The sequence below is a fragment of the Candidatus Binataceae bacterium genome (assembly GCA_035308025.1).
Classification (GTDB): Bacteria; Desulfobacterota; Binatia; order Binatales; family Binataceae; genus JAJPHI01.
Genome location: DATGHL010000017.1, coordinates 60,203 through 77,079 on the forward strand (window position 1 = coordinate 60,203; position 16,877 = coordinate 77,079).

Annotated in this window: 13 protein-coding genes and 1 tRNA gene; 6 read left to right on the forward strand and 8 right to left on the reverse strand. The window is 63.1% G+C overall.

Annotated features, from left to right (window positions below; all coding sequences use genetic code 11):
- Positions 1-7 precede the first annotated feature (7 nt).
- Both VKS22_04540 and VKS22_04545 read right to left on the reverse strand, forming a co-directional pair.
- Positions 8-568, reverse strand: coding sequence for a VOC family protein (locus VKS22_04540; GenBank protein HLW69873.1), 561 nt, complete (start codon positions 566-568; stop codon positions 8-10).
- A 170-nt stretch (positions 569-738) separates the two neighbouring features.
- The gene (locus tag VKS22_04545) at positions 739-1,506 is read right to left on the reverse strand and encodes a Smr/MutS family protein (GenBank protein HLW69874.1); all 768 of its coding nucleotides are present in this window, start codon (positions 1,504-1,506) and stop codon (positions 739-741) included.
- A gap of 105 nt (positions 1,507-1,611) precedes the next feature.
- Here VKS22_04545 and VKS22_04550 point away from each other — a divergent pair, with 105 nt between their 5' ends.
- Complete coding sequence (locus VKS22_04550; GenBank protein HLW69875.1) at positions 1,612-3,243, forward strand: thiamine pyrophosphate-binding protein; 1,632 nt, start codon at positions 1,612-1,614, stop codon at positions 3,241-3,243.
- An 82-nt stretch (positions 3,244-3,325) separates the two neighbouring features.
- Here VKS22_04550 and VKS22_04555 read toward each other — a convergent pair whose 3' ends face one another.
- On the reverse strand, positions 3,326-3,904 hold the full coding sequence (locus VKS22_04555) for a hypothetical protein (protein ID HLW69876.1): 579 nt from the start codon (positions 3,902-3,904) through the stop codon (positions 3,326-3,328).
- A gap of 295 nt (positions 3,905-4,199) precedes the next feature.
- Here VKS22_04555 and fabF point away from each other — a divergent pair, with 295 nt between their 5' ends.
- The 5 genes from fabF (at position 4,200) to VKS22_04580 (ending at position 9,898) form a co-directional block, all read left to right on the forward strand.
- Positions 4,200-5,450 carry a beta-ketoacyl-ACP synthase II gene (fabF, locus tag VKS22_04560; protein ID HLW69877.1) on the forward strand — a complete coding sequence of 417 codons (1,251 nt, stop codon included), beginning with the start codon at positions 4,200-4,202 and terminating at the stop codon, positions 5,448-5,450.
- A 7-nt stretch (positions 5,451-5,457) separates the two neighbouring features.
- Positions 5,458-6,435 (forward strand): beta-ketoacyl-ACP synthase III, encoded by a 978-nt coding sequence (locus VKS22_04565; GenBank protein ID HLW69878.1) that lies wholly within the window; start codon positions 5,458-5,460, stop codon positions 6,433-6,435.
- Entirely contained in the window at positions 6,436-7,425 is a 990-nt protein-coding gene (locus VKS22_04570; GenBank protein ID HLW69879.1) for an ArsA-related P-loop ATPase, read from the forward strand.
- A gap of 81 nt (positions 7,426-7,506) precedes the next feature.
- Positions 7,507-9,432 (forward strand): acyl-CoA mutase large subunit family protein, encoded by a 1,926-nt coding sequence (locus VKS22_04575; GenBank protein ID HLW69880.1) that lies wholly within the window; start codon positions 7,507-7,509, stop codon positions 9,430-9,432.
- A gap of 16 nt (positions 9,433-9,448) precedes the next feature.
- The gene (locus VKS22_04580; protein ID HLW69881.1) at positions 9,449-9,898 is read left to right on the forward strand and encodes a hypothetical protein; all 450 of its coding nucleotides are present in this window, start codon (positions 9,449-9,451) and stop codon (positions 9,896-9,898) included.
- A gap of 37 nt (positions 9,899-9,935) precedes the next feature.
- Here VKS22_04580 and VKS22_04585 read toward each other — a convergent pair.
- The 5 genes from VKS22_04585 to VKS22_04605 form a co-directional block, all read right to left on the reverse strand.
- Positions 9,936-10,011, reverse strand: a tRNA-Cys gene (locus VKS22_04585).
- 218 nt (positions 10,012-10,229) lie between these two features.
- The gene (locus VKS22_04590) at positions 10,230-11,558 is read right to left on the reverse strand and encodes a DUF1329 domain-containing protein (protein HLW69882.1); all 1,329 of its coding nucleotides are present in this window, start codon (positions 11,556-11,558) and stop codon (positions 10,230-10,232) included.
- 172 nt (positions 11,559-11,730) lie between these two features.
- Positions 11,731-14,565, reverse strand: coding sequence for an excinuclease ABC subunit UvrA (gene uvrA, locus VKS22_04595; GenBank protein ID HLW69883.1), 2,835 nt, complete (start codon positions 14,563-14,565; stop codon positions 11,731-11,733).
- Between the two features lie 19 nt (positions 14,566-14,584).
- Positions 14,585-15,592, reverse strand: coding sequence for a 4-hydroxythreonine-4-phosphate dehydrogenase PdxA (gene pdxA / locus VKS22_04600; protein ID HLW69884.1), 1,008 nt, complete (start codon positions 15,590-15,592; stop codon positions 14,585-14,587).
- Between the two features lie 124 nt (positions 15,593-15,716).
- The gene (locus tag VKS22_04605) at positions 15,717-16,865 is read right to left on the reverse strand and encodes a peptidylprolyl isomerase (GenBank protein HLW69885.1); all 1,149 of its coding nucleotides are present in this window, start codon (positions 16,863-16,865) and stop codon (positions 15,717-15,719) included.
- Between the last annotated feature and the right edge of the window lie 12 nt (positions 16,866-16,877).

The following is a 16,877-nucleotide window of genomic DNA, read 5'->3' on the forward strand; positions in this document are numbered from 1 at the left end:
CGTCGGCTTATTCATTTTCGGCATGACGCCAATTGTTGTTGCTGCTGTGGTCGCCGCGCAGCCAGCGCTCGAGGTCAACGTCAACTGCTTCGCGCCGTTCGGCCGCGATAGTCTCGGCCTTTGGATGATCGACGGTGAACTCGAGATTGAGGCCATCCGGATCAGTTACATACATCGAGCGGCAGTAGCCGTGCTCGATGACAAAGTGCTCGCATCCGGCCTGCTTGAGCCGCTCGGCGATCGCGGCCTGAGTTTCGCCGGTCGTCTTGAGCGCGATGTGGACGAAGGGCGTCGGTCGAAACTGCGGGCCGAAGCGTTCGTAATCGGCTTCGCTCTCGAATTGAAAGAAAGCGAGCGCCCCGCCGTCGGCGAGCTCGTAGAAAGTATGGCAATAGACGCGCATCCCGCCGAAAACTTCGTCGCGCTCGGTCCAGCAGGCCGCCAGCGGCAGCCCGATGAGGTCTTCATAAAAACGCCGCGTCACCCGCTGGTCGCGCACTACATAGGCGTTGTGATGGAGCCGTAGCGGAATATTCGGTTGCTGGTCCGGGTTCTTGTCGCTTTGCATTTTTTCAATTTCTCACTTTCTCACTGTGCGAGGCGCTTAGATAAACGCGGTGCCCAAGTCTCACGATTGTCGAGGTCGATAGGGCGGATGAGCGCAGCCATCAAACTCCTCAACGCGGGTCGTTTTTTTCACCACTCGCAGATTCGGCTCGCTATGGGTTCCACCTAGTGTTAGTCCCGGCGCTTAGCGCCCTGCAAGATGTCGAACTTGCCGCGCTTACGCTCGCGTCGGAGGAGAACCCAGACCGCGCCCGCGCCGCCGTCATAGGCGCGCGCGCTGGTGAAGGCGAGCACGTAGCCGCCGATCGTGCCGTGCGAGAGCCATTGCGCGACGGCATGCTTGAGCACCGGTTGACCGCCGGGCGAGCGCAGTCCGCGGCCATGGACCACCAGCACTGCGCGCCGCCCCTTGCGCACGGACTCGACGATAAAATCGGTGAGGACGACCTTGGCTTCGGGCTGGATCAGCCCGTGGAGGTCTAGGTGGCCCTGGGTGGCGAAGTCGCCGCGCCGCAACTGGGAGACGACGCGCGGATCGAGACCCAGCCGCGCGCCCTCGACGTATTCGTCGGTCTCGGTCAACTCGAAGGGGGCCTGCCCTGAGACGAGATCGGAGAGTTGCGCGAGCACCTCGGCGTCCTCGCTAACTATGGTGCGGGTGACCCGCGGCTCGATCGCGATACGATCGCTCGCCACCCCATCGAGGCGGCGGACTCCCGCGAGCGCCTGCTGGAGCAGCGTCGCGTCGTCGAGGGCGGGAGGCGCCGAGGTTTTCGCGGCAGCAGGCAGCAAGGTCGGGAGAGGATTCGCGATCGGCGGCGGCGTTGGCGCACGTCCTTTGAGCAATTTCTCCAAGTCTTTGAACGGCGACTTGAAAACCGCTTTGGGCTCCGTAGGCGGCGATGGTTCGTGGGGATCCGGTTTGCGTTTTCTGCCCATGATGAATCATAGCTGTCCGCGCGATCCGATTCAGAACTCCAGGAGAGAACGGGACTTCGCAATTGATCGCAAAAAGCGGTAGAGAGATGAGCGGAGGATTCGCACATGGCCATGGTCAGCGGCAACGAACTGGTCGTCCGGGCGCTTCAGGACGAAGGCGTCGATACGGTCTTCTATCTCACGGGCGGGCCGATGGTCGACGTCGCGGCCGGCTGTATCAAGGCCTTTCACTCCGTGGATGTGCGCCATGAGCAGGCCGCCGCGATGGCGGCGCATGCCTACAGTCGCGTGCTCGGGCGTCCGGGCGTCTGCTTTGCGGCCTCCGGACCGGGCACGACCAACCTGATCACCGGGGTTGGCAACGCCTACCTCGACGCAGTTCCCGTGGTTGCACTCGGCGGCGCGAGCGCGGTCGCACAGGACGGGATGGGCGCGTTCCAGGAAATGGATCAGGTGGGGATGTTCAAACCGATCACCAAGTTTTCCGAGCGCGTGTACGACACGGCGCGCATCCCCGAGATCATCAACAAGGCGTTCCGCGTTGCTACCGGCGGGCAACCTGGTCCGGTTTACGTCGATCTGCCGGGCGACGTGCTCTACAAGAAGGTCGAGGAAGCCGAAGTTTTGTTCCCGAAACGGCCGCACGCCGTGCCGCGCATCTCCGGCGATCCCGCGATGGTCGCGCGGGCGATCGCGATGTTGCGTGACGCGAAACGCCCACTCGTCCTAACCGGCACCGGGATCCTCTGGTCGTGCGCGATGAAGGAGCTGCGCGAGTTCGTCGAGCTCAGCGGGATCCCGTTCTACACCACGCCGCAGGGTCGCGGGGTGATCGAGGAAGACCACGCCTTGAGTTTTCTGGGCGCGCGCAATCAGGCGTGGAAAGAGGCCGACGTCGTATTGGTCGTCGGGACCCGGCTCAACTTCATCGTCGGCTTCGGCCTGCCGCCGCGCTGGGCGGAGGACGTCAAGATCATCCAGGTGGATATCTCGGACGAAGAGATCGGCCGCAATCGTGCTGTCGCGGTGGGGATTGTCGGCGACGCGAAGGTGGTGCTGCGCCAGTTGATCGATGAGGGACGCGACGCCTTCCGCGGCGCACAGCGCACCTCGTGGCTCGAAACGCTGCGCAGCGGTGATACGCGCGCCCAGGAGAAGGCCGTCGCGCTGCTGAATTCGACCAAGCAGCCGATTCATCCCTTGCGGTTGTGCAAGGAAGTTCGCGACTTTATGGACCGCGACGCGATCATCGTGGTGGACGGCCACGAGATTCTGAACTTCGCGCGGCAGTCGATTTCAATCCATGCCGCCGGCCACAGCGTCAACGCCGGACCCAATGGCTGTATGGGCGTTGCGGTGCCGTTCGGACTGGGGGCCAAGGTGGCGAAGCCCGACACCCAGGTTATCGTGCTTAGCGGTGACGGCTCCTTTGGGATGAACGGGATGGAGATCGACACGATGGTGCGGCACAAGATTCCGGCGATCATCGTGATCAGCAACAACGGCGGATGGGCGGGGATCGGCGGGATGGACGCGGGCCGCGACCTCGGCTACAGCCGCTACGACAAGATGGCCGAAGTCTTTGGCGCGTATGGCGAGTTCGTCGAAGATCCCGCGAAGATCCGCGCAGCGCTCGATCGCGCAGCGAACTCGGGCAAGCCGGCCGTGGTCAACGTGGTCACCGACCCGCACGCGCGCTCGTCAACGGTTTCGTTCGCGAACTATCGCGCGATCTAAAACACTAGCGGAGCGCGGTTGCCGCGCGGAGCGAGCAGGCGAGTCTGCGAGCTGCGTTAAGATTCTTGATTAGAGCGCTCTGTCACGGGGAAGGTTGATTCAACTCTTTTTCTTCGTGGCGGCGGAGTTTCTCGAGCAGCGTGCGGACGTTCTTGACCTCGACGATTTTCCAGCGGCCATCCTCGCGCGCCATCTGCACCTCCCACACCTGACCCTTATGATCGGTCCAGCGCGTGTAGGCGGCGTCGCCGTCGCGATGGAGCAGCGCAATCGCGCCTGCCACCGCCGCTGGGGGCATCTGCACCTGCTGGACGCCGTCGTTGACCTGCTGGACCGCCCACTGCCGCAGCAACGCCGCCATCGGACCGGAAAAGAGATTGACCATGCCCTTGCCGAGCAATTGGCCGAGCAGGTTGCTGCCGGCGCTGGTGTCTGAGGCACCGCTCCCGCTGTTGTCGCCCTCGATCATCTCGGCGCCGGCCGCCTGGACGACTTTCTGAAAATCAACATAGTCCGCCGCGGCCGCGCCGTTGCGCGCGTCCACGCACTGCTTAAGCTCGAAGATCGCGTAGGAGGGCGTGTCCGGCAAATAAAAAAACGCCCAGCCGCCGAGGATGAGTACGATCAGAAGTGCGGTCCAGTGCCGCGAGACAAAGTTCATGCAGTCATTCTGCCGCCGCCGAGAGTTAGATAAAAGTGCGCCTGCTGAGCCGTTCCTGCGCCGGCGGTTGCCGGTTTCGCATCGCCTAATGTTCTGCTCGGCGAATGAAAAGGTTGCTTATATCTATGGGGCTAGCCGCGCTGCAATTGCAGGAATGGCTGGCCACGCATGAGGGCGACGTCTGCGCCGGCACGCGATGACCTTGAGCTCGCGGCATCGGCGCAGATGCGGAGATGTTTTTGCAGTCGACGCGTTCTGATAAAAGTGACTGTATCGTGAGGAGGCGGGCGTCCGGATGAGACGAAACGTTGATCGCCGCGTGGTGATAACCGGTGTCGGGCTGGTGACGCCGCTCGGCATCGGGGTCGAGCAGAACTGGGAAGCGCTGATGGCGGGTCGCTCCGGCATCGGCCCGATTACCCGCTTCAAGGTCGATGATTTCGGCTCGCGCATCGCCGGCGAGGTGAAGGACTTTGATCCGCTGGACTGGATCGATAAGAAAGACGTCAAGAAAATGGATCTGTTCATCCAGTACGCCGTAGCGACGGCGGAACAGGCGATGCGGCAATCCGGCCTGAAAATTGACGAAAGCAACGCCGATCGCGTTGGGGTGCTGATCGGCAACGGCATCGGCGGACTGCTGACGATCGAAGAGAATCACCTGTCATTCATCGACACGCGACTCAAACGCATCACCCCGTTTTTCATTCCCAAGCTGCTCTCCAATCTGGCGCCCGGGCAGATTTCGATCCGCTTCGGCGCGCGCGGCGAAAATGTCACAACCACCAGCGCTTGCGCCTCGGGTTCGCACGCCGTCGGCGAGGCCTTTCGCATGATTCGTCATGGTTATCTGGACGCTGCGATCACCGGCGGCGCGGAGGCGGCGCTGACTTCGCTCGGGGTCGGCGGCTTTATTGCGATGCGTGCGCTGTCAACACGCAATGACGATCCGCAAGCAGCGAGCCGCCCGTTTGATCGCGAGCGCGACGGCTTCGTCATAGCGGAAGGCGCCGCGGCGCTGATTCTGGAGGAACGCGACGCGGCGATCGCACGCGGCGCCACGATCCTCGCGGAAATCGCGGGCTATGCCTCGAACGCCGACGCCCACCACATCACCTCGCCCTCGCCGGAGGGTTTGGGAGCCGGCAAGTGTATTCGCCTGTGCCTCGAAGACGGCGGCATCGGCCTGGATGAAGTCGATTACATCAACGCCCATGGGACGTCGACGCCGCAGGGCGACGTCGCCGAGACGCAGGCGATCAAGCACGTCTTCGGCGAGCACGCGGCGCGCATCGCGGTGAGCTCCACCAAGTCGATGACCGGGCATACGCTGGGGGCGGCGGGGGCGATCGAATCGGTCTACACGATCACCGCGATTCAGCGCGGGATGATTCCGCCGACGACCAATTATGAATATCCGGATCCAGAATGCGACCTGGATTACGTGCCGAATCAGGCGCGGCCGGCCCGCATACGAATCGCACTGAACAATTCGTTTGGCTTCGGCGGCACCAATACTACACTGGCCTTTCGCCCGGCCGCTTAGGAAGAGCATGGCTTCGAGAATCGTCGCTACCGGGCGCGCGACGCCGCGCACCGTGATCAATAACCACGACCTTTCGCGGCGGATGGAGACCACCGACGAGTGGGTGCGGACGCGCACCGGCATCGAACGCCGCTATGTCATCGCGACCGGCGAATCATTGATCGAGATTGCGGCGCAGGCGGCGGAGACCGCGCTCGCGCGTGCTGGTCTGAAAGCCTCAGAGCTCGACGCGATCGTGGTCGGCACGGTCTCGTCGGATTTCGGCTTTCCCTCGTTCGCCTGCCAGTTGCAGCATCGGCTCGGAATCGACACGATTCCGGCCTTCGACGTGGCTGCGGCCTGCTCGGGCTTCGTATACGCGCTCAGCGTCGCCGACGCGTCGATGCGCGCGGGCGACTACGCGCGCGTCCTGGTGGTCGGCGCCGACGCGCTCTCGACCATGGTCGATTGGAACGATCGCGCAACCGCGGTGCTCTTTGGCGACGGCGCCGGCGCGGTGGTCCTGGTCAGTGAGAAGGGCGATCGCGGGGTCCTCGCGAGCCTGCTGCGCGCGGCCGGCGCTTACTGGGATTTGCTCTACGTCCGTAATCGCGGCGTGCAGACCACAATGGACGCCGAGATCAGGCGCAACAACGAAGACGCCATCCGGATGAAGGGTCCCGAGTTGTTCAAGATCGCGGTGAAGAGCATGGAAGAGGTCTCGCGCAAGGTGGCCGAGCGCGCCGCCGTGGCGCTCGACGAGATCGCGTTGATCGTGCCGCATCAGGCGAATCTGCGGATCATCAATGCGGTGGCGCAGCGGCTTGGTCTCGGCGCCGACAAGGTCTTCACCAACGTCGATCGTTACGGCAACACGTCAGCGGCGTCGGTGCCGATCGCGCTTGACGAGGCGCTCGAAGCGGGCCGCATCCATGAACGCGACCTCGTGATGCTCAACGCGTGCGGCGGCGGTCTCACCTGGGGCGCCAATCTGCTGCGGTGGTGATTGAAGACCGCAGGCGCGAGCGCCGATCCCGCTGAAGATCGCGATCCGCTCCGCCCGTTCGACGATTTGCTCCGCCGCCGGCTACTCCTGGTAATCGGCAAAGGCGGAGTAGGTCGCACCACCGTCACCGCCGCGATCGCGCTCGCCGCCGCCAGGCGGGGCCGCCGAACCCTGATGATCGAGACTGATCCGCGCGTCCCGATCGCCGCCGGATATAGTGTCCGCGCCAGCTTCAAACCGGCTCAGGCCGCTCCCAATCTTTGGCTGATGCTGCTGGACCGCCAGCAATCGCTCGAGGAATATCTGGGCTTCGTGGTTGCGCGGCCGCTATTGCGCGCGGTCTTCGCCAGTTCGCTCTACCAGTGCTTCGTTCACGCCGCGCCCGCCGTGCGCGAGCTGATGATGATGGGCAAGATCTATCACGAGATCGAGCGGCGCGCCGCGCCGCGCTGGGAACTGGTCGTCGTCGATCTGCCGGCCAGCGGCCAGGCTCTCAGCATGATCGGGATGCCGTTCGCGGCGCGCGAGACCTTCGGCGGCAATCTGGTGGGACGCGAGGCCGCTGAGGTCGCCACCTTGCTGCGCGACCCCGATAAATGCGCCGTGATCGCGGTGACGACCGCCGAACCGCTCGCGTTGACGGAAACGCTCGAAATCCATCGGCGGCTCGCGGCCTGGCAGATCGCGACCGCGGCGATTGTCTTCAATCGCGTGAGCGCGGCGGCCTTCACGACCGCGGATATTGCTCGGCTGAGCGAGTGCCGCGCGCGGCACCCTGAGCTCAAGCATCTGGATGACTTGGCCGCGATCGCGCGTGCGGAATTGCAGCGCCGGACGCGGGAGCGCCGCGCCCTCAGCATCCTCAGACGGCGGATCGACGCGCCCATCGTGCAACTTGAAGAAGCGCATTCCGAGAATCTGTCCGAGAGCTTGGCCGCGCGGATGGCCGACAGCCTCGATCGTCGCGCAATTCCGACCGGAGAAGCGTGATCGCTCCGCGACTGGCGTCCACCGACTTGCGCAATTAGGCTTGATCACGCGACCGCGATTGCACCGGCCGCGGAGGAAGGCATGCCCGAAGCCTCAGAGAAGCGCGGCGCCAAGCCGCATCGCGACCCCTGGATCATCCGCACCTATGCGGGCTTCGGCGACGCCAGTCAGGCCAATCAGCGTTTCCTCCGCAATCTGAAGGAGGGGCAGCGCGGGCTCTCGATCGCCTTCGACCTGCCCACGCAGAACGGTTACGACGCCGACGCCCCGATCGCGGCCGGCGAGGTCGGCAAGGCCGGCGTCTCGATCGCGCATTGGCGCGACATGGAACGGCTCTTCGACGGTATCCCGCTCGATCAGATCAACACCTCAATGACGATCAACTCGACCGCGCCGTTCATCCTCGCGCTTTACCTGGTGGTCGCCGAAAAACACGGCGTGCCCTGGAGCGAGCTGCGCGGCACGACTCAGAATGATCTGATGAAGGAGTTCGTCGCACGCGGCACCTCGATCTTCAATCCCGAGGTCTCCTTCAGCCTCTCGACCGAGCTAATCAGTTTCGCGGTCGCGCGCGTACCCAACTGGAATCCGATCAATTGCTGCGGCTATCACTACATGGAGAGCGGCGCCGGGCCCGTCGAGGAGATCGGCTACGCCTTTGGCAACGCCCTGATGATTCTCGACGCCCTGCGCGCGACGCTCGCGCCCGCGGCCTTCGAGCAGACCGTGCGCCGCATTTCGTTTTTCATCAACAGCGGCATCGAGCTGGTGCCCGAGATTTGCAAAGTCCGCGCGTATTTCAAGTTGTGGCGCGAGCTTTGCCACGACGAGTATGGGATCGCCGACGTCGCCTTTCGCGCCGGATGCCAGGTGCGCTCGCTCACGCTCACCGAGCAGCAGCCCGAGGTCAACATCATCCGCGTCGCTTACGAGGCGCTGCCGGTGGTGCTGTCGGCCGCGGCTCGCGTCAATGCCCTGCAATTGCCGGGCTTCCGCGAAGCGCTCGCGCTGCCCGATGAAGCCGAACAGTTGATCGGCCTGCGCACTCAGCAGGTGCTGATGCACGAAACCGGAATCGGCGGTTATGGCGACATTTTTGCCGGCAGCAAGGTTATCGAAAAGCTCACGGATGAAACCGCGGAGCAGGCGCGGAAAATCGCGCTCGACCTGCGGGCGCGCGGTTATGCGCGTGCGATCGCGACGGTGAGCACGCAACTGACTCAGCTTCTGGCGGCGCGGCAGACCCGCCTCGAATCCGGGGAGATCGTCCAAATCGGCGTCAACGCTTTCACCGGCGAGATCGGCCTGACGCCGCCCTCGACCGCCGCGGATGACCGCGACTACGCCGCCGGCGCGCGCGAGCAGATCGCTGCGCTGACGGTGTGGCGCGCAGCGCGTGATCAGCGCGTGGTGGCGGACGCGCGCGAAAAGCTCGAGCGCGCCGTGCGCGGAAACGGCCCGGCGATGGAGCCGACGATCGCGCTGGCGCGCGCCGGCGGTACCGTCGGCGAATGGACCAGCACCATCGAGCGCGCGACCAATGGCCGTTATGTTCCGCCGATTCTCGACCGCGGCGCGACGGTCGGCCAGTTCAAGGTTCCGGTGGTAAATCGCCGCATCCGGATCGCGCTGGGCAAGGCCGGACTCGACGGCCACATCAACGCGGTCAAGTTGCTGGCTCACGCCTGCATGCAGGCCGGGATGGAGGTGATTCTCGCAGGTTTCAAGCAGACGCCTGCGCAGTTGGTCGAGGCCGCCCTACAGGAGGACGCCGAGATCCTGGCCATCAGCAGCCTGGCGGGCGCGCACATGGCGATCGCGCGCGAGGCCATCACGTTGTTGGAGAGCAATGGCAGCGGCCACGTCAAGCTGGTGATTGGCGGAATTGTGCCGGAGCAGGATCGCCAGCGCCTGCTCGACCTCGGGGTCAAGGCCGTCTTCACGCCCAAAGACTCGAACCTCGGCGCGATCGTGGAAAAGCTCACCGCGCTGAGCGAGCCGGCCTAACAGGAGATTGACGGAGATGCGCGTTGCACTGATTTCCTTCGCGCTGTCCGCGATGCTGATCGCTGGGTCCACAGCGTCGCTGATTGCCGCCGAGCCGCGGCCGTGGCTGTGCCGCGATGTCCCGGTCTTTTCGAGCGCGAAGCCGATCATGTGGCGCGCCACCTTGCAGGGCGGCGGCCAATGGCTGATGACCTTCATGCACTACGATCCCGCCGGTGGTCACGACGGCTTCACGGTGGTCAGCACGAGTAATGTCAGGGGCAACGCCGCGGGCGCGCTCAACGCCGGGCAATGGTATGCGGTTGCGCTCTATCGCGCGGGTGATCATTGGATCTGCCCGGGCAACGCGAGCGACGATGACGAGCCGCCCGGCGGAGCGATCAGCAGCCTCTGTTACGGCCGCGGCGACGATGGTTGCGATGTGAGCCTGATTGTCCGTCCGGCCGAATCGTCGAATCCTCATTGAGCCGGCGGTGGACCACTACGCTGAGAGATCGAGAAAGTGGAGGCGGCGAGCGGAATCGAACCGCTGAATCGAGGTTTTGCAGACCTCTCCCTTAACCACTTGGGTACGCCGCCCTCCGGATAAAAACGCTCCGGTGCGAAGGAGCGAGTCTAGCACACCGCCGAAAGCCGCGAAACCGCCGCAACCTCTGCGCGGGTGGATTCGCACTCGAATCCGCAAATTCCTGTGCTTTGCAATCGCCCTTCCCTTAGATCACGTTGCTACTTGCAGCAGCGGCAAGCCCCTCAAGGTCATTCTGAGCGCAACGAGAATCCCGGTCTTCACTCCCCAGCTAGCGCATTATCAAGTTGAGTCCCGCCGGCTGGCTGTAGCGCCCCAGATCAAAATAGTCTTTGGGCGCCTGCTCATTGAGATAAAATGGCTCGCCGCCGGAGGGATCAAGAAAGAAAGTCTGATGGCTATTCTGCACATCCCAGAATGCATAGATCATATCCTCGGAGGTATCGACGATTCCGACATTCGGCACCTCCCGCGGATGAAGAAACATTCCATAAATCCGCCACAGATGCAGATCCTTGTCGTACAGATCCTCCCACAGCGGCGCGGCCGTCGCCTTGTCCACGTACAGCACGCGCTTGCCGTAGCAGTAGCCTTCCGCGTGGGACGGTAACTTGCTCGCGCTGATAACATCGACGTCGCGGACTTGCCATTTCCCCCACGACGGTTTTGGCCAGCCGAGCGGCATATCGAAATCATCGGGAAAATGCGCGGGCGGATTGGCCGGCATCAGCATCACGATTTTTTGCGGTCGGAGGTAATCGACCTTCATCTGCGTCAGGTTTGAATCGAAACCCGAGCGATATTCTTCCTGGGTCGAGTCTGTCCCTTGGTTCGGGGCACAACGCGCCAGCGTCGAGATCGGCTGGTAGCGGCGCAGCGCCGGAAGAAAGATGTAAGAGTCTTCGTCACGCGTCAGGTCTTCGTATGAGATAGTCAGCGTGGCGGTATAGCGGCTCTGCTCGGGCTCGGTCACCATCAGCCACTGCGAGTAGAATGCATCGCCCGAGCCCGGCGTCTTGGCCGGCACGCCCGGATCGGTCAAATAAGCCAATTGCCGATCGACGATGTTAACAAATTTGCAGTTGTTTCCACTCCCATTACTGGTCACACAGCCGGCGCCGTGGGTATCGACGGCCAGATAGGGCAAATAGCGGTACCAGAGATTAGCCAGAATCTTCCAACCCTTGTGCGGTTCAGCTGCATCGGGAAAGGGCGCGCCGCCCTGATAGCCTTGAAGCGTGACCCCGCCATCAGGCAACTCAATTAGTTTGACCTGGCCGGCATATTTCTCAGTTGCTTCGACGTAGCCCTTCGGCAACGGATGAATGACCGTCGGACCGATCTCCATCTGTACATCCGGCGGCATCTTGAGTGAGTATTCCCCGGCAAACAATTTGATCATGCCGTCAGGCATAAAGTCCCGGTACTGATTCCAATTCTGCGCGGTAATGACGGTCCCAACCGGGATCGAGGAGGTATTCAGAACCGGCGCTACCGCCGCGCCAGCCGGAGTCGGCGCGGGACTGATCGTTTGGCCCATCGCCGCGCCGACCGGGATAATAAGCATCAGGCCGACTACTAGCGTTTGGATCTTGCTCATGACAAACCTTTCGGATGATTGGGAGGTGAAAAGTAAAGTATTCGGACACTACTCGCGTTCAGAGCGCGGAGCGCAGCGACCGGTTCGGTTATTCCGGCGCACCGTACCAGCTTGTACGCCCGTCGGTCAACGATTTCGAGATAATCTCGGCAGCCGCGATTGCGCCTGAGCGCTAGGCGGCGGCGCGCGAACCGAGTACCTGGCGCAGGAAATGCCCGGTGTGAGAGTTGGGCGCGGCCGCAATTTCCTCGGGCGACCCTTCCGCGACAATCTGGCCGCCGCGATCGCCGCCCTCCGGCCCCAGGTCGATTATGTAGTCAGCGGTCTTGATAACTTCAAGATTATGCTCGATGACGATGATCGTGTTGCCGCTGTCGGCGAGGCGGCCGAGGACCGTCAGCAGCTTCTTGATGTCGTCGAAGTGGAGCCCGGTCGTCGGCTCGTCAAGAATATACAACGTGCGGCCCGTCGCGCGCCGCGCCAACTCCTTGGCCAGCTTGATCCGTTGGGCCTCGCCGCCGGACAGCGTCGTCGCCGACTGGCCGAGGTGAACATAGTCGAGCCCGACGTCACGCAAGGTTTCGAGCTTCTGGCGAATCGGCGGCACCGAGCTCATGAAGTCGAGCGCGGCGAGCGCGGTCATATCGAGCACCTCGGCGATACTCTTGCCCTTGTACTGCACCTCGAGGGTGTCGCGATTGTAGCGTTTGCCGCCGCACACCTCGCACGTCACGTAGACGTCGGGCAGAAAGTGCATCTCGATCCGGATAATGCCGTCGCCCTGGCAGGCCTCGCAGCGCCCGCCCTTGACGTTGAAGGAAAAGCGGCCCGGGCCGTAGCCGCGCATCCGCGCGTCGGGGAGTTGCGCAAACAACTCGCGAATATGCGTGAATAAACCGGTGTAGGTTGCGGGATTAGAGCGCGGAGTGCGGCCGATCGGGCTCTGATCGACGTGAATCACCTTGTCGAGATGCTCGATACCCTCCAGCGCCTTGAAGGCGCCGGGCCGCTCGCGTCCGCCGCCGCCCAGGCGTTGCGCCAACGCGCGATGCACCGTGTCGAGCACCAGCGTGGATTTGCCCGAGCCCGACACGCCGGTGACGCAAACCACGACGCCGAGCGGAAAGGCCACCGTGAGATGGCGCAGATTGTTCTCATGGGCGTCGCGCACGGTGAGTCGGCGATGACCGATCGGCCGGCGGCGTGCGGGCACTGCAATTTCGAGTTCCCCCGAAAGATATTTGCCGGTCATCGACGCCGGATTATCCATGATCTCGGCCGGCGTCCCCTGGGCGACCACGTGACCGCCGTGAATCCCCGCGCCCGGGCCCATATCGATAATGTGATCGGCCTCCAGCATGGTGTCGCGATCATGCTCGACCACGATCACCGAATTGCCCAGCGCCTTGAGCCGCTTCAACGTCGCCAGCAGCCGCTCGTTGTCGCGTTGATGGAGTCCGATCGAGGGCTCGTCAAGGATGTAAAGCACGCCGACCAGGCTTGAGCCGATTTGCGTCGCGAGCCGGATACGCTGGCCTTCGCCGCCGGAGAGACTGCCCGCAGTGCGATCGAGGTTCAGGTAATCAAGCCCGACGCCGGCCAGAAAGCCCAGGCGCTCGCGCACCTCTTTGAGGATCATCGACGCGATCGCCGTCTCCTGCGCGGACATCTTCGGCGCCGTGAAGAAGCTGCACGCCTGCTTGATCGACATCGCCGTCACTTCGCTGATCGACTTGCCGTTGAAGCGCACGAACAGGCTTTCCTTCTTGAGCCGCGTGCCCGTGCAGACCGGACACGGCCGCAGGTTCATAAAGGCTTCGAGCCACTCGCGGATGTTCTCAGACTCGGTCTCCTTGTATCGGCGGTCGAGCCACATGAGGATGCCTTCGAAGGGCCGTGCATTAGCGTGCCGATGGCCATGCCGTTCAAAGCCGAATTCGATCGCTTCCTCGCCCGAGCCATTGAGCAGCGCCTTGCGCACTTTCAGCGGGATCGCCTTCCACGGCTGATCGAGCCGGAACTTGTAATGCGCCGCCAGCACCTCGATTACCGGCTGCATATAGTTCATCGTCGCCCACGGCGCGATCGCGCCATCGGCAATACTCAGTTCCTCGTTCGCCGCCACCAGCTCGGGATCGAAATACATAATCGAACCGATGCCCGAGCATTCGGGGCAGGCACCATGCGGACTGTTGAAGGAAAACATGCGCGGCGTAATTTCAGGATATGAGATGCCGCAAACCACACAGGCAAAGCGCTGGCTGAAGTAGATCTCCTCGCCCGCCCCTTTGCCCTCGAGCTTTTCGATCTTGAGTAGATCTTCGCCGTACTTGAAAGCGACCTCGAGCGAATCGGCGAGGCGCTTTTCGATCCCAGGACGGAGGGCGAGCCGGTCCACCATCACGTCGATCGAGTGGCGATGATTTTTGTTGAGATTGATCTCTTCGCTTAGCTCCAGCAGCTCGCCATCGATCTTGACCCGCACGAAACCAGCGCGGCGCAAATCCGCCAGCTCCTTTTTGTATTCACCCTTGCGATCGCGCACGATCGGCGCGAGCACGTGGAGCCGCGTGCCCTCGGGCCACGTGCGGATGCGATCGACGATCTGCTGCACGCTCTGCTGTGAAATCTCGCGCCCGCAGTTGTAGCAGAAGGCATGGCCGACGCGCGCGAAGAGCAGCCGCAGATAGTCGTAAATTTCGGTGATCGTCGCGACCGTCGAGCGCGGATTGCGCGTGCCGCTCTTCTGTTCGATCGAAATCGCCGGTGACAGTCCCTCGATCGAATCGAGGTCGGGCTTTTCCATCTGCTCGAGAAACTGCCGGGCGTATGCCGACAGCGATTCGACATAGCGGCGCTGCCCCTCGGCATAGATGGTGTCGAAAGCCAACGAGGACTTGCCCGAGCCGCTCAGCCCGGTAATTACGACGAGCTGGTCGCGGGGAATCTCGATGTCGAGATTCTTGAGGTTATGCTCGCGCGCCCCTTTGATGATGATGCGATCCATCTCGGCTTATATGCGCGGTTTAGCTGGCGCGACGCGCCACAGCGTCGCGGGCGGGAGCTATGGAAGTGTTATGCGCCGCGGCATATTCGATTGCCGCGATCATGCTGGTGGCGCTCGCGACGCCACGGCCCGCGAGGTCATAAGCCGTGCCGTGGTCGGGCGAGGTGCGAATAAAGGGCAAGCCGAGGGTGATATTCACGGCGCGATCGAACTCCAGCGTCTTAAGCGCAATCAAGCCCTGGTCGTGATACATCGCGACCGCCCCGTCGAAGCCGAAACGATCGTCATGCCGCACGAAGGCCGTATCCGGCGCCAGCGGGCCGAAGGCCTCGAATCCGGCGCGCTGCGCACGCCGAATCGCCGGACCGATGCAGCGCAGCTCCTCGTCGCCGAACAGCCCGCCCTCGCCGGCGTGTGGATTAAGTCCGAGCACCGCGATCCGCGGCCGCGCTACGCCCAGCTCGCGCTCGAGATGCTCGCTCAGCAGCCGAATCGAATCGAACACGCCTTCGCGTGTGAGCGCTTTTGGCACCTGGGCCAACCCGATGTGTACGGTCGCAAGCACCAGCCGCAGCCGCGTGCCGGCGAACATCATGCGCCACAACCGCACGCCGCAGAGCTCGGCGAGCAGTTCCGAGTGGCCGGGGTATTGATGGCCCGCGCGATTCATCCACTGCTTATTGATCGGCGCGGTAACCAGCGCGTCGGCTTCACCGGCGAGCGCCATGCGGCAGCCTTCCAGAATATAACCATGCGCGGCGTTGGCGCCCTCGACTCCCGGATGGCCGGGCCTCATCGCGCGCGCCCCGAGCCGCCCGACGTTCAGCACGGCGAGACCATCGCGCAGGCGCGGCCGCGATGCGCCACGCCGCCACTCCGAGGGGGCCGGCAGCCGCAGCCGTGCTGCTGCGCTGCGCATCGCCACGAGATCCCCGATCGCGAGGATCGCCGGAGCGCTCCGCTTGCGCGCGAGTGCAGCGGCGGCCTTCAGAATTACTTCGGCACCGATACCGGCGGGATCGCCCATGCTCACCGCAACTAAGGGTGGTCTTGATCTCGCCATCATTTATAGATGAGAGAGAGCGCAATCAGTTTCAGATCAACCAAGTCTATTCTAAATCCCCGCTCGGGTCTTGGAGCGGTTTGCCCGGTTACTGCGTCGTCTCGACGTAGTGTTCTTTTACCAGATCCTGATCGACCCACTTGTCGAAGTATTCCTTCGATTGCTCACCCTGGAGCTTCTCGCGGATCTGATTCTTGACCTCGGCCAGCGGCACTGTTCCGGGAACCTGATGGGCTTCGACCTTGACGATGTGAAACCCATGCTTGGTGCGGATTACTTTCGAGATGTCGCCAATCTTGACGTCCTTGATGCCGGCGGCAATGTCGTCGTTAAGGTCGGTCGCGCTGAAGACCCCGAGTTCGCCGCCCTTGCTCTTTGAGTCGTCGTCGGAGAACTGGCGCGCGAGCCCGGCAAAGTCGCCGCTTTTGACCGCTTGGCTGCGAACGTCTTCGGCCTTGCGTTGCGCGGCGGCAACTTGCTCCGGCGTGGCGTCGCTGGGCACCATGATCAGAATCTGCGCGAGCCGGTATTTTTCTTCGGTCACCGAGAACTCGTCGGGATGATCCTTATAATACGCGTCGATTTCGGAGTCGGGGATTACGGTTTTGTCGCGAACTTCGTGCTGGAACATCGTCATCGCCTGAACCTGCTTGCGGATGTTCGCGCGAAAGGTCGCGTAGCTTACGCCCTGCGACTGCAGTTGGGCGCGCAGTTGATCCTCGCTCATGTGGTTGCGCTGTTCGATCCCCTCGATAAAGCGATCAACGTCGCCGTCGTCCACTTTGTCGGCGTACTTCTGTGCTTCAGCCTGGATTAGTTGCTGGGTGATGATGGCCTTGAGCTTGGCGCTGGGCTCGTCCGGCACCGCGTCCGCGGCGGCGGACTGACCGGACTGATCCCCGGGCTTGCCCGCTTTGAAGTTATCGACGTCGTGGGAAGTGATCGGATCTCCGTCGACGTTGGCAACGACGCTATCCACCATCTCCCCGCTCAATGGCGCCTGCGGTCGTGGCGTATAGTCCGCCGCGTCGGTGGGCAGCGTACCTAGCGTCGTCGGGGCCGTGGCCGATGCGGCATTTTTGGAGCCACTCGAGAAAAGCCCAGTCGGCAGATGAAGACCCGCGCTCGAACAGCCCCCGCCGCTCAGTGCGAGTATCAGCCCACCGCCCCAGGCCGCGGCGCGGAGCGTCAGCGCGGGGTCGAACAAGGATTTGACCGTCTTAGCTTGCACTTTCACCGCGGGATTTCG